At 43.5% G+C, this 14,082-nt stretch carries 13 protein-coding genes; 9 read left to right on the plus strand and 4 right to left on the minus strand.

Annotated features, from left to right (window positions below):
* Positions 1 to 78: 78 nt before the first annotated feature.
* Together FTU09_RS03185 and hemF are read right to left on the minus strand one after the other, a co-directional pair.
* Complete coding sequence (locus tag FTU09_RS03185) at positions 79 to 285, minus strand: hypothetical protein (RefSeq protein ID WP_004974627.1); 207 nt, start codon at positions 283 to 285, stop codon at positions 79 to 81.
* A 317-nt stretch (positions 286 to 602) separates the two neighbouring features.
* Positions 603 to 1,547 carry an oxygen-dependent coproporphyrinogen oxidase gene (gene hemF / locus FTU09_RS03190; RefSeq protein WP_131260599.1) on the minus strand — a complete coding sequence of 315 codons (945 nt, stop codon included), beginning with the start codon at positions 1,545 to 1,547 and terminating at the stop codon, positions 603 to 605.
* 231 nt (positions 1,548 to 1,778) lie between these two features.
* Here hemF and hemN point away from each other — a divergent pair, with 231 nt between their 5' ends.
* Positions 1,779 to 3,152, plus strand: a complete 1,374-nt coding sequence (hemN, locus tag FTU09_RS03195; RefSeq protein ID WP_096901232.1) for an oxygen-independent coproporphyrinogen III oxidase — start codon at positions 1,779 to 1,781, stop codon at positions 3,150 to 3,152.
* A gap of 44 nt (positions 3,153 to 3,196) precedes the next feature.
* Here the strand turns inward: hemN and ribA are convergent, their stop codons facing one another.
* Complete coding sequence (ribA, locus tag FTU09_RS03200; RefSeq protein WP_004974633.1) at positions 3,197 to 3,799, minus strand: GTP cyclohydrolase II; 603 nt, start codon at positions 3,797 to 3,799, stop codon at positions 3,197 to 3,199.
* 308 nt (positions 3,800 to 4,107) lie between these two features.
* Between ribA and dxs the strand changes: the two genes are divergently transcribed.
* From dxs to FTU09_RS03240, 8 genes are all read left to right on the plus strand, one after another.
* Entirely contained in the window at positions 4,108 to 6,018 is a 1,911-nt protein-coding gene (gene dxs, locus FTU09_RS03205) for a 1-deoxy-D-xylulose-5-phosphate synthase (RefSeq protein WP_180079535.1), read from the plus strand.
* Positions 6,019 to 6,122: 104 nt separating this feature from the next.
* Positions 6,123 to 6,953, plus strand: coding sequence for an inositol monophosphatase family protein (locus FTU09_RS03210; protein ID WP_019836885.1), 831 nt, complete (start codon positions 6,123 to 6,125; stop codon positions 6,951 to 6,953).
* Between the two features lie 484 nt (positions 6,954 to 7,437).
* The gene (locus tag FTU09_RS03215; RefSeq protein WP_070153378.1) at positions 7,438 to 9,288 is read left to right on the plus strand and encodes a DEAD/DEAH box helicase; all 1,851 of its coding nucleotides are present in this window, start codon (positions 7,438 to 7,440) and stop codon (positions 9,286 to 9,288) included.
* A gap of 389 nt (positions 9,289 to 9,677) precedes the next feature.
* Positions 9,678 to 10,496, plus strand: a complete 819-nt coding sequence (locus FTU09_RS03220) for an ABC transporter ATP-binding protein (protein ID WP_004974642.1) — start codon at positions 9,678 to 9,680, stop codon at positions 10,494 to 10,496.
* Positions 10,493 to 11,272 carry a lipid asymmetry maintenance ABC transporter permease subunit MlaE gene (gene mlaE / locus FTU09_RS03225; RefSeq protein WP_004974646.1) on the plus strand — a complete coding sequence of 260 codons (780 nt, stop codon included), beginning with the start codon at positions 10,493 to 10,495 and terminating at the stop codon, positions 11,270 to 11,272. Before FTU09_RS03220 ends, mlaE begins: the two co-directional genes overlap by 4 nt.
* Positions 11,272 to 11,949: an outer membrane lipid asymmetry maintenance protein MlaD gene (locus tag FTU09_RS03230; protein ID WP_004974648.1), complete on the plus strand. Its 678-nt coding sequence runs from the start codon at positions 11,272 to 11,274 to the stop codon at positions 11,947 to 11,949. Before mlaE ends, FTU09_RS03230 begins: the two co-directional genes overlap by 1 nt.
* Before the next feature lie 15 nt (positions 11,950 to 11,964).
* Positions 11,965 to 12,600, plus strand: a complete 636-nt coding sequence (locus FTU09_RS03235) for a phospholipid-binding protein MlaC (RefSeq protein ID WP_004974651.1) — start codon at positions 11,965 to 11,967, stop codon at positions 12,598 to 12,600.
* Positions 12,601 to 12,612: 12 nt separating this feature from the next.
* Entirely contained in the window at positions 12,613 to 12,900 is a 288-nt protein-coding gene (locus tag FTU09_RS03240) for a lipid asymmetry maintenance protein MlaB (protein ID WP_154320296.1), read from the plus strand.
* A gap of 131 nt (positions 12,901 to 13,031) precedes the next feature.
* Here the strand turns inward: FTU09_RS03240 and FTU09_RS03245 are convergent, their stop codons facing one another.
* Positions 13,032 to 14,045, minus strand: coding sequence for a CorA family divalent cation transporter (locus FTU09_RS03245; protein WP_096901036.1), 1,014 nt, complete (start codon positions 14,043 to 14,045; stop codon positions 13,032 to 13,034).
* Positions 14,046 to 14,082: the final 37 nt, after the last annotated feature.

The following is a 14,082-nucleotide window of genomic DNA, read 5'->3' on the forward strand; positions in this document are numbered from 1 at the left end:
TGAAATGTGCATCAATATACGTCAAATTCAGCGCGGACTAAAGCCTATGGTGGTATAAAACGGTGGGAGTCTTTGGACTTAAGGATTACAAATCTCTAAAACGGTTTCTAATACCAAAATAGTGGCAATCACGAACATGGCAATGCCCGCTAAAATGCTGCTACTAATGGCTAAGCCATCTGAAAGATGACTTTCAAAAATAAAGGTCATGCAAATTGAGCCAAGTAACATGGCAAAGGTTGCCCAAAATAAAAAGATTTTGTGTTTGAACAGCGGGCTAAACATGCGGATCTCCTGACAGATGTGGCGCAGTGTAACATAAGGCTTTGACAGTTTGATGAATTCGCCTTTGACTCATGGTTTGATGTATGGATAGTTAAATCCTATTTGTGCATGGTCGAATAGGGTGCGCGGTCACATCATCTATTAAAATCCATCCGCACTATCATGACAGTTAATTCATGCTGTGCATATTTATTGATTTGAAAATAAGCAATAAAGTTTGTAAGTAAAAAAGCGATTCGTGGAAGAATCGCTTTTTTGAACCTTGAATGTGATCTTTTTTACACTGCGATGTAGCAAGGTTTCACCAGTCGCGAGCTTTAACTCGTCTTGAGATTTAACCAATCGCGTGGTTTTAAGTAATAGTCGGTGAGTTTTTTCTCTGCGGAATCTTCTGCCCATTCAGGACGGTACGACCATCCCGCCAAGTTCGGTAAGCTGACTAAAATGGACTCAATCCGTCCACCTGTCTGCAAGCCAAATAAAGTGCCACGGTCATAGACCAGATTGTATTCCACATAACGTCCACGACGGTAAAGCTGGAACTCACGTTGTGCTTCGGTATAGGCTTTGTCACGATTACGCTCAAAAATAGGCAGAATTGCAGCCAAATAACCGTTACCCACCGCCTGAATATAGTTGAAACAGGTGTCAAAGTCCCATTGATTCAGATCATCAAAAAATAAACCACCCACGCCACGCTGTTCATCACGGTGCTTTAAATAAAAATAGTCATCACACCATTGTTTATGTTCTGCATAGACTTGATCGCCAAAAGGCGCACATAAGTCATGTGCTGTTTGGTGCCATGCCAACACATCTTCATCATTTGGATAAAATGGTGTCAGGTCAAAACCACCACCAAACCACCAAATTGGCGGTTGTCCTTCAGGTTCAGCGACAAATAAACGCACATTGGCGTGCGAGGTGGGTACATGCGGGTTTTTCGGGTGAATTACCAATGATACACCCATCGCTTGCGCAGGTGCGCCTGCAATATTGGGATGACGCTCAGTTGCAGAAGCAGGCAGTTTGGAAATATTGATATGCGAAAACATCACCCCGCCTTTTTCAATGACTGTACCGTTTTGTAAGACACGGGAACGACCACCGCCACCTTCAGGACGTTGCCAGTCATCAATTTCAAACTGTGCGCTTCCGCCACCTGCCTGTTCTTGTTGTTCTAAAGCCGCACAAATTCGCGCCTGCAAATCGAGAAGAAATTCACGTACACGTTGAATATCCGCGTGAGTAGGATGCGACATGGCCACCTCAGCATAAAAATAAAATGGCTTACATCAAAACATAAAACTGTCTAAAAATTAAGGGGTTTATCCAGTTTGCTGCAAATCGCTCAGGCAATTGCGCAAGGTGCTTTGTATTTCAGCATGTATTCCGAGCAAAAGACTAGGTTGATTTCCATGCCTAAGCTCAGCACAATAGTTTTTACAATCTAAATTTTAGTCAGCAGCAATTAACTGAATGGGGCAGAGTGGATGACACAGCAGGCAAATTCTTTAATTCAAAAATACAATGTGCCTGGACCACGTTATACCAGTTATCCAACCGTACCTTATTGGGATGATGCTACTTTTTCAGCCGAGGCATGGCAGCAGACGCTGAAGCGTTCTTTTGATGAATCTAATGCCAGCGAAGGCATTAGTCTGTATATTCATTTGCCATTTTGCGAAAGTCTATGCACTTTTTGTGGCTGTCATAAACGTGTCACCAAACGCCATGAAGTTGAACAGCCATACATTCAGGCGTTATTAAAAGAGTGGGACTTATATTGCCAATTGCTCGAAAGCACTCCCATCATTAAAGAAATTCACTTGGGCGGTGGCACACCAACTTTCTTTTCTGTCGAACATTTGACGCAGCTCATTCAAGGCATTCTGGCAAAAGCCAAAGTGGCAGAACAGCACGAATTTAGTTTTGAAGGTCATCCCAATAACACCACCCGCGAACATTTACAGGCCTTATATGACTTGGGTTTTCGTCGGGTCAGTTATGGCGTGCAGGATTATAATGAAAAAGTGCAGCGCGCCATTCATCGGATGCAGCCTTTTGAGCATGTGCAACGTGTGACCGAGTGGGCGCGTGAAATTGGCTATGATTCTATTTCACATGATTTGGTTTTTGGTTTGCCCTTTCAAAATCTAGACGATGTACTGAATACCATTGAGCAGACCCAACGTTTAATGCCAGACCGTTTGGCATTTTACAGTTATGCGCATGTGCCATGGATTAAAGGCAATGGGCAGCGTGGTTTTAAAGATGAAGATGTACCTAAAGATGAATTAAAACGTCAGTGCTATGAAGAAGGCAAACAGCGTCTTTTGGCCTATGGTTATCATGAAATTGGGATGGATCACTTTGCCTTAGAACGTGATGGTATGTATCAGTCGTTTAAAAATGGTACCTTGCACCGTAATTTTATGGGCTATACCGCATCTAAAACGCAGCTTATGATTGGCTTGGGTGTTTCATCTATTAGCGACAGTTGGTATAGCTTTGCGCAAAATGAAAAAAGCATTGAAGATTATTATGCCCGTTTAGCCTGCAATGAAATTCCTGTGTTTAAAGGGCATGTGCTGGATCGGGAAGATTTGGTAATACGTCAGCATATTTTAAATTTAATGTGCAGCTTTGAAACGTCGTGGGCCAGTCCAGAATTGGCATTTCCTGAAATTGAGCAAGTGCTGCAACAGTTACAGGAAATGCAGGAAGATGAATTACTGCTCATTCAAGATCAGCACATTCAGATTTTGGAAAAAGGTAAACCTTTTGTGCGCAATATTTGTATGGCCTTTGATTTGCGTTTAAAACGCCGTATGCCGAATAATCGTATTTTTTCGATGACGATTTAAGTAAGTTGAGTAGAAATTATTTAATTCAAAAATTAAAAGGTGACTCAGAAGTCACCTTTATCATACATGTGCGCCATGCGTTCGTGTTTGGTTTGCAAATATTCTTCATTGAATGGATTTAGACCCACAGTTAAAGGCACACGGTCTACCACCGTAATCCCTTGTTCCTGTAATGCTTGAATTTTCAAAGGGTTGTTGGTGATTAAGCGCACAGCTTTAACCTGCAAATGATCTAGCATAATGCTGCACATATCATAGCGACGTGCATCGGCAGGTAAATTCAGCATTAAATTGGCATCCACCGTGTCATGTCCTTGATCTTGCAGGGCATAAGCACGAATTTTATTGGTCAAGCCAATCCCGCGACCTTCTTGGCGTAAATATAAAATCACACCTTGTCCTGCGTCATTAATCAGACGTTGAGTGGCTTGAAGCTGTGGGCCACAGTCGCATTTTAAAGACGCGAAAGCATCGCCAGTTAAACATTCTGAGTGAATCCGTACCAGAACGGGCTGGGTTGGCGCAGTGTCCAAACCTTTGGATAATGCCACGTGTTCTTCGCCAGTTTCAGGATCTTGAAATACCGTAATGTTGAATTCACCAAATGCGGTCGGTAATCGTGAGGTTGCGACAAACTTAATCGGCACTGTTTAACTCGTGAAATAGTCGATAAATTGTTTAAAGTATAGCGTAATGCTCAGACATTAGTAGAATAGCGAACACGAATTTATACAGAAGATTTTCTTTTTTGTATAAAGCGCACGATAATGGTTGATAAATAGTTAGATTATTCAGGATAATCTACCCACCCAACGTGTGCCCAACTGAAATCACTGCTCAAAACTACATCGCTAGAAATGTGGCTGATTGAAGGTAATACCATTCGGTTATATGATCGAGTAATTCCCATTGACCTCGCTTAGGATTTGCCAGGCTTTAGAAGGCTTTGCCACATATGCTGTATACAGAAATTCCAACTCAACGCCCTGTAACACCATTGCTCGATGAGATTGACCATCCGCAGCAATTACGTTTACTCGCGCAAAGCCAGCTTCCACAGGTGGCAGATGAGTTACGTCAATTCATTTTGTATGCCGCAGGTCAAAGTGGAGGACACTTTGGCGCAAACTTAGGCGTGATCGAACTGACCGTTGCGCTGCATTATTGCTTTAATACCCCACACGATCGCTTAATTTGGGATGTCGGTCATCAGGCTTATCCGCATAAAGCCCTAACAGGACGCCGCGAGCAACTCACCACCATTCGCGCCAAAGATGGTTTGGCTGCATTCCCTGCGCGTGAAGAATCTATTTTTGATACCTTTGGCGTTGGTCACTCCTCAACAGCAATTTCTGCAGGATTGGGGATGGCGTTGGCACGACGTTATCAACAAAACCCGTGTGAAGTTGTTGCCATTATTGGCGATGGTGCTATGACAGCAGGTATGGCTTTTGAAGCCATGAATGATGCAGTGGCTCACCAAGCCGATATGATGGTGGTGCTGAATGACAACGATATGTCAATTTCATGTAGCACAGGCGGCTTTGCTAAACATCTTGCTGCCATTTGGGAACGTGGTGAATCGGTTTATGTCAGTGAAACTGGCGAAGCTTACGTGCAGCCACATCCGAAATGGACGTATAACTCGCGTTTACACTGTGCTGCCACTGAAGCTGCAGACAATTTATTTAAAGCGATTGGGTTTGATTATTTCGGCCCTTTCGATGGACATGATGTTGAACAACTCACACACGTATTCAATGCGCTGAAAAAACGTAAAGGCCCACGTTTAATTCACGTTTATACCAAAAAAGGCAAAGGCTTTGCGCCTGCAGAAGCCGATCAAATTAAATATCACGCCATTGGTAAAATTCATGCCAAAGCTGCACCAGTTACCGCACCTAAATATTCTGATGTATTTGGGCAGTGGTTATGTGATCAGGCAGAACAAGATTCGCGTTTATTGGCAATTACGCCAGCCATGTGCGAAGGTTCGGGCATGGTGCAATTTGCCAAACAATTTCCTGAACGCTATTTTGACGTCGCGATTGCCGAACAGCACGCCGTGACTTTGGCTGCGGGCATGGCCTGCGAAGGTTTAAAGCCTGTGGTGGCGATTTACTCTACCTTCTTGCAGCGTGGTTATGACCAACTGATTCATGATGTCGCTTTGCAAAATCTGGATGTTACTTTTGGTATCGACCGTGCAGGTTTGGTGGGTGAAGATGGCCCGACCCATGCAGGTGCTTACGACTATGCCTATATGCGTACCGTACCGAATATCGTCATTATGGCACCAAAAGACGAAAATGAATGTCGTCAAATGCTGCACACGGCTTATTTATATAACGGCCCTGCAGCAGTGCGTTATCCACGCGGGCATGGTTTGGGTGTCGAAATTCAGCAGCAGATGACTGCAATTCCATTAGGACAAGCTGAAATTGTGGCGCAGTTCAATCCACAATATGATGACTATATTTCAGTGCTGGCTTTTGGTAGCCGTGTGCAAGCGGCAGTTGAAGCGGCTGAAGCGTTTGCTCAGCAGCACGATGTCGCAGTACGTGTGGTGAATATGCGTTTTGTGAAGCCATTGGATGAAAAACTGTTAGCTGAGATTGCAGACAGCACTGTATTATTCGTCACTGTAGAAGAGCATGCGATTATGGGTGGTGCAGGCAGTGCCGTGAGTGAATACTTGGCGAAGGCCCAGATTGTCAAACCGATTATTCATTTAGGTTTAGAAGATAGCTTTATGCAACAAGCGACACATGGTCAAATGCTGCAACAGGCAGGTTTAGATGCACAAGGCATTGAAAAATCAATGCAAAATGCTTGGCAAAAACTGCATCAATCTATATTGAATTAATTTTTAGCAACACTTCTTCCCCAAAAGCCTCAATATTTGCTAAAATATTGGGGCTTTCATGCATTATTCTTTATCAATCTCTTCAAATTTGTAGTGGGTGTTCAATGGAACCTATGGTGGTGATGGCTGCGCGTGCGGCTCAAACAGTTGGTCAAGAGCTTTTAAAAGCGCATCAGAATCGTCATAAACTCGATCTACAAGTCGAAGAAAAAGGCATTGATGGTCCTGTAACGCGCGTAGATCGTTACCTCGAGCAATTGACCATTGATACATTACGCAAAAGTTATAAAAATCACAGCTTCCTGGGCGAAGAATTTGGCATGCAGGAAGGCAAAGGTCACGATGCCGACTGGTGTTGGGTGATTGATCCTTTAGATGGCACGCTAAACTTTGTTCACGGTTTCCCTCATTTCTGTATTTCGATTGCAGTGCAACACAAAGGTGTGACACAGCACGGTGTTATTTACGATCCTGTAAAAGATGAGTTGTTCTCTGCGAGCCGTGGCCGTGGTGCGATGATGAATCAACGTCGTATTCGTGTAAATGTAAAAGACAGTTTAGACAACACCTTCTTGGCAGTGGGTCATGCTTATCGTGCTAAGCGCGATGGCGAAATTGTTTCTTATGCCAAAAACCATTTTGAAAGTTTATTGAATGTGACAGAAGCAGGCGCTCAATACCGCCGTGCAGGTTCTGCTGCATTAGACTTGGCTTATGTGGCTGCAGGTCGTTTAGATGGTTATTTTGAACTTGGCTTAAAACCGTGGGATATTGCTGCGGGTGAGTTAATTGTGAAAGAAGCGGGCGGTACTGTGGTCGATGCACGTGGTGGCAGCGACTCTATGGAAAATGGGCAAGTTTTGGCATGTTCAATGAAAATGTTAAAACCACTTATGAAAGCGGTTGTGCCTGCTTGGGGCGAAGCAGCGAAATAATCAGCTGATCATATTTATACTTAAATAAGACACTTAGCAAAGCTCTCATCCTGAGGGCTTTTCTTTTACCTAACGGTCTAAAACTGCTGGTTTTAAATCTGTTGTTATCGTCCATATACTAGCCATAAAAGCAGAATCTATCACTGTTTACACAAAAAACTGCAAAAGTCGATTAAATAAGGTGACTTTTAAAATAATCCTGCTATAATCCGCGCACGCACTTAATTTCTGTTCATTACCTGAACATTTCTCTTCTAATCATTGTGTATGCGCGTGCGGTCCAAAGAGAGGACGATATCTCGCGCCCCAATCGCTAAAGCGATTCCTTCAGGTTAAGCCGTAATCATGCGTGCGTTATATCACATCGTCGTTACTCGGATCGCCGCTGAATCTTAAATTGTCAGCGATAATTGCTGTACCGCTTTTTGCCGATGTCCATCTGACTTTATTTAATGGAGCACCCATTTTCAGGGTGAAAATCTCTATGAGCAAAACTTTTGCTGATTTTTCTTTACATGAATCTTTACAACAAGCTTTAGAAGGCTTGAACTTTACTACGCCGACTCCTGTTCAAGAACAATCGATCCCAGCGGCACTTGAAGGTAAAGACTTATTGGTATCTAGCCAAACAGGTTCTGGTAAAACTGCTGCATTTTTACTCCCAACTTTAAACGCGCTTGCTAATCAAGATACTTTCGTACCATTTAAAGAGCGTATGAAAGCAATTACTCAGCCGTCAATTTTAGTGCTTTGCCCAACACGTGAATTGGCTCAACAAGTTAGCCAAGACGCGATTGCATTTGTACGTCACATGAAAGGTGTACGTATTGCAGCAATCATGGGTGGTATGCCTTTTGGTAAGCAAATCCAACAATTAAAAGGTGCGCAAGTGGTTGTAGCGACTCCAGGTCGTTTACTTGACTTGGTGAACCGTCGTCAAATCAAACTTGATAAAGTTGATGCCTTAATTGTAGACGAAGCTGACCGTATGCTCGATTTAGGCTTCTCTGAAGACCTAGAAGCGATTAGCGATTTAGCTGCTAACCGTAAGCAAACCTTGATGTTCTCTGCAACTTTTGCAAGCCGTATTATCACACTTGCAGAACGTATGATGAATGAGCCTGTACGTATTGCGATTGAAACAGGTCACTCAACGAATATGGACATCACCCAGACTTTACACTGGACTGATGGTTTCGAGCACAAGAAAAAATTATTGTCACACTGGTTATCTGATGAAGGTGTAGATCAAGCGGTTGTATTCGCATCTACTCAAGAAGATACCGATATGCTGGCTGAAGAATTGGCTGAAGCGGGTCACTCGGTTGTTGCACTACACGGTGCAATGCCACAAACCGTTCGTAACCGTCGTTTACGCAGCATTCGCGAAGGCCGTGCAAAAATCTTGGTTGCAACAGACGTTGCAGCACGTGGTTTAGACGTACCAACTATTTCTCACGTGATTAACTTCGGTTTACCAATGAAAAATGAAGACTATGTACACCGTATTGGTCGTACAGGTCGTGCGGGTCGTACTGGTAACGCGATTACTTTGGCAACTTACCGTGAGCGCGGCAAAATCCGTGCGTTGGAAGATTTCTTAGATGCACGTTTAAGCGTTTCTGAAATTGAAGGCTTAGAGCCATCTCCACCTCCAGCACGTTCTGGTCGTGACGGTGGTCGTGGTCGTCGTGATGGCGGTCGCGGTGGTCGTGGCGGTTTTGGTGGCGGTCGTCGTTTTGAAGGCGAAAGCAACTTTAAACGTCGTGAAGGTGGTGATGATCGTCCACGTCGCAGCTTTGATGACAAACCACGTGGTGAACGTCCTGCATTTGGTGAAGATCGTCCGCGTCGCGAGTTCAACTCAGACCGTCCACGTCGTGAAGGTGGTTTCGGTGATCGTCCACAGCGTTCATTTGAAGACCGTCCACGTCGTGAATTTAATTCAGATCGTCCACGCCGCGAAGGTGGTTTTGGTGATCGTCCACAGCGTTCATTTGATGATCGTCCACGTCGTGAATTTAATTCAGATCGTCCGCGTCGCGAAGGTGGCTTCAACGATAAGCCGCGTTTTGATGCGAATGATGACAACCGTGGCAACCGCGTAGATTACAAACCACGTCGTGAAGGTAGCTTCGGTGATCGTCCAAAACGTGATTTTGGTGATCGTCCTGCACGTCGTGAAGGTGGTTTTGGTGACCGTCAACCACGTTCGTTTGATGATCGTCCTAAGCGTTCTTTTGGTGGCGAAGATCGTCCACGTCGCGAGTTCAATTCAGATCGTCCACGCCGTGAAGGTGGTTTTGATCGCCCACGTCGTAAATTTAACGACTAAAACCGCGATAGTCATTTGTATAAAGAAAAACCAGTGCTCAGCACTGGTTTTTTTATGTTAAATATTTTTGCTTTAGATAAATAAAATGTATAATAGGTCACGTTTTTAACTCTATTTGCTAATTATGAACATCAATAGCTTACGATTGCTCATGCAGACGAGAGAGGGAATGATGCCGTATATTGGTTTAGCACTCATCTTATGCAATTTAATGTATTATATTATTTCTTCTTACTTTTAAATTGTTGCTGTCCTAAAAGTGATTTAAATAACAATAATAAGACTGCTTGAACAATACGTGCACAGTTTTTAAAAATTTGCTAGATAACATTTTGCGCTTCAATCCTTTATAGTATGCGTGCTGAAAAAATGCAGGAAGACCCTCAGCTATGAATAATCCAATGCCTCAACATGAGCCGTCATTGATTGAAGTCAATGAACTGAGCTTTAAACGAGGGAAACGTGTCATTTTCGAAAATGTCAGTTTAAAGATTCGCCGTGGTCAAATTACTGCCATTATGGGACCTTCAGGTACTGGTAAAACCACGTTATTACGTTTGATTGGTGGTCAGTTGACTCCCGATCATGGTGATATTTTTCTGGATGGAAAAAATCTTGCGCAAATGTCGCGTCAGGAGTTATTTGCTGCGCGCGCACGTATGGGCATGTTATTCCAAAGCGGTGCGTTATTTACCGATATGAGCGTATATGAAAACGTCGCGTTTCCATTGCGTGCACATACCCAGTTGCCTGAACATTTAATTGCAGAATTGGTGGCTTTAAAACTTGAAGCAGTCGGTTTGCGTGGTACAGAACAACTTATGCCTGCAGAACTCTCAGGCGGGATGAACCGTCGTGTGGCATTGGCACGTGCGATTGCGTTAGACCCTGAATTGATCATGTACGATGAGCCGTTTGCAGGGCAAGACCCGATTGTAAAAGGTGTGTTGACCCGTTTAATCCGTTCCTTGCGTGAAGCGTTGGATTTAACCACCATCATCGTCTCGCATGATGTTGGCGAAACTTTATCAATTGCCGACTACATTTATATTATCGCGGAAGGCGTGATTCAGGGCGAAGGTACACCTGCAGAATTAAAACAGCATGAATCGGCATTTGTACGTCAGTTCTTAACAGGCGCTGCCGAAGGGCCAGTCGATTATCAATTTAGCCATCGGGCTTATTTAAGTGATGAGGTGCGTTCATGAATGCTATTGCCGCATTAGGTCAACGCGTCATTGAGCGTGTTCGTGGCATTGGTGTCGCCACCCAAATGTTGTTGCAAATTCTATTTTCCATGCCAACCCTGCTTGGGGTGAAGCTGTTCCTGTACCAAATGTACCGTGTTGGCGTGATGTCATTATTGATTATTGCGGTATCAGGTTTATTTATTGGTTTGGTATTGGGCTTACAAGGCTACTCCATTTTGGTCAATATTGGTTCAGAAGCCATGTTGGGCACGATGGTGTCTTTGACTTTATTACGTGAGTTGGCACCTGTGGTCGCTGCGCTGTTATTTGCAGGTCGTGCAGGTTCTGCCTTAACTGCAGAAATTGGTCTGATGAAAGCCACAGAGCAATTGGCCAGCATGGAAATGATTGGGGTAGACCCACTCAAGCGTATTGTGTCACCACGTTTATGGGCGGGAATAGTCAGCCTGCCAATGCTCTCCATTATTTTTGCTGCAATTGGCATTATGGGCGGCAAAATGGTTGGGGTCGATTTTCTAGGGGTCGATGAAGGTTCTTTCTGGGGCGGTATGCAAAGCAGCGTGCAGTTCTATAAAGATATTTTTAACGGCACAATTATTAAAAGTTTTGTTTTTGCATTAATTTGTACTTGGATTGCAGTATATCAAGGCTATGCCTGTGTCCCAACATCGGAAGGCATTGCGACGTCGACCACACGAACCGTGGTGTATTCTTCATTATGTGTTTTAGGTTTTGATTTTGTGTTGACTGCGGTCATGTTCGGAGGTGTTTAATGAAATCACGTACAAGTGAGCTGGCCGTAGGTGTATTTGTCATTTTGACAGGCATTGCATTATTTTTCTTGGCCATGAAAGTCAGTGGATTGGTGGGTACCAATTTGCGCGACAGTTACAATATGACAGCAACTTTTGACAACGTGAATGGTTTAAAACCACGTGCTAAAGTCACCATGAGCGGTGTCACCATTGGTCGTGTTAATGATATTACCCTAGACCCTGTATCGCGTTTGGCTACAGTTGAATTTGAACTGGATGGCAGGTTGACCAGTTTTAATCCTGAACAACTAAAAACAGTGCAAAATTATGCGCTTGAAGAATTACGTTACAGTGCAGAATACCAAGAGGCAAGCCCTCAGCAACAAAAAGAAATGGAACAACAACTGTTGGGTAACATGAAATCCATCACCAGTATTGATGAAGATGCTTACATAATGGTAGCAACCAATGGTCTATTGGGTGAGAAATATCTCAAAGTGGTTCCAGGTGGTGGTTTGAACTTTGTGAAGCGTGGCGAAAGTATTGCCAACACACAAGGCACCATGGATTTAGAAGATTTAATCAGTAAGTTTATTACTGGCGGTGCAGCGAAAACATCCAACGCAGCGTCAGATGCAGATAAAGATACAGCGACAGCTGAAACAACAGATGCAGAAGTGTCATTTGTTGAGTAATGAAGGAGATTGTCCGTGAAAACACTTTTAAAGCAAACTCTGGCGGTAAGTGTACTTTCAACCATGTTGGCAGGAACTGCATTTGCTGCACCTGCAGAAGCGCCACCAGCTTTTGTGAAAAAAGTTGCCGATAGCTTGATTGCACGTTTAAAAGCAGATCATGCTAAATTGCAGAACAATCCAGCATTGGTTAAAACGATTGTGCGTCAAAACCTTGATCCGTATGTAGATGCGCAGGCATTTACCCGTATTGTGATGGGTACTTATGCGACGAACCAATACAGTTCAGCAGCACAGCGCGCGCAGTTTGAGAAAAACTTCCGAGAAACCTTAATTGAGAACTATGGCACAGCGTTTGCGAAATTTAGCAACCAAAGCTACACCATGCGTCCTTATAAGGCGACCAACAGCAAGAACCCAGTAGTGACCATTGACTTCTTGCATAATGGTGAAAAAATTCCTGTGTCATTCCAGTTGGCAGACAAAGGTAGTCAATGGAAAATCCGTAACATTAACGTGTCGGGTATTGATTTAGGTTTGCAATTCCGTAACCAGTTTGCAGCGAACGTGAAGCGTAATGGTGGCAATATTGATAAAGCCATTGCAACCTTTAAGCCAGATGCAGAAGCTGCGGTTGAAAAGAAAAAATAGGTTAGGTGTGGCGTGATTGAATTATCAAATCAGGAATTATGCGTTTCTGGAAAAATAGATTTCAGTAATGCAGAGCAATATTACCAAAAAGGTCTGCAGTTGATTCGTCAGCAGCAGTTGCCTTTGGTGGTCAATTTGGCGCAGCTGGAACACGGAAGCACTTTAGCTTTGGCTGTTTTGGTGCAATGGTTGCGTCAGACGCCTGAAGCCAAAGGCTTACAGTTTAAAGCGGTTCCTGAAAAAATGATGAAGATCATTCAAGCCTGTCATTTGCAAGATGATTTACAGCTAATCGCCTAAAACTGAAAACCATAAAAAAGCACCTACTTGTAAGGTGCTTTTTTATTGCGTTTAGTTTTCCGCTTTATTCAAGTGAGGTGAGATTGCAAACCTCTCTAATCCGCTGCTAAAAGGAGAGGGAATAAAAGGCATCAAATCCATTTTTTCCATCTAAAGTAAATTAATGGGCCAATAAAGAAGCCAATTAAAATAATACTGACCACTATAAAACTGGTGGTACCTTTGGCAAAAGGTAACACGTCGGTGTTCATACCATAAACACTGGCAACCAACATCGGTGGTGCTAACATACTCGGTAAAATCGAGAATCGACGAATCGTATCGTTCTGTTCGGTGTTAATGAAGCCTGAAGTGGTATCGAGCAAGAAGCGCACTTTCTGGAATAAGAAGGCATCGTGTTCGACCAGTGAGCGTACATCTTCACTGAGTTCTCGAATGTCGGCATCGTAAATATGACTACCCAACGCACGCGGACGTGCCAAAAAGGTCAGGACACGACGTAAATCAATCAAACACAATTGCGCTTTTCCAAGCATGTCTTCTAATTGTGCCAGTCGGGTAATCATGTCATCGAGGTCTAAAATTTGCTCACGATGACGGTTATTCAGAACTTCTGTGGAATACTTTTCCAAGTCCTTGTGGATATCTTCTAAGATATCCGCAAGTTCGTCCAGTTTGGCTTCAAGCAAGCCTAAAAGCACCCAAGTCGGGTCTTTATAATCAATTTCGTAGTCGTTACGTCGTGCACGCGCCCGAAATGCCCGAAACGCCACTAATTTTTCACCACGTAGGGTAAACAAGTGTTCTTTATGTAAAATAAAGGCGACGGTTTGCACAGTGGCTAAAATACTGGAATTGTCTTCAGTTTCGCCATCGACTTGATAGTTTTTATTTTTAGTTAAAAAATAGGTACTAATGTGTAAAATACCGTCATCATCGCGGTAGAATCGCGCTGAAGATGAAATATCTTCCAAAGATTTTAAGGTCGGTAAATTTTGTGAGTATGCGTCTAGTACCCATTGCTGTTCTTCTTGTGAAGGGGCAATTAGGTCAATCCAGACCAGATCTGGATGCAAATCAAAACCACCGTTAATGGTGGCATCTTCCAGACTACCGCGCTCTGTGGCATAAAAGGCTTCAAGCATTCGTCTTTTCTCCTTGCGCAGTATGGGTTTTGTGGAT

It is taken from the genome of Acinetobacter sp. YH12058, from assembly GCF_013419805.1.
Classification (GTDB): domain Bacteria; phylum Pseudomonadota; class Gammaproteobacteria; order Pseudomonadales; family Moraxellaceae; genus Acinetobacter; species Acinetobacter towneri.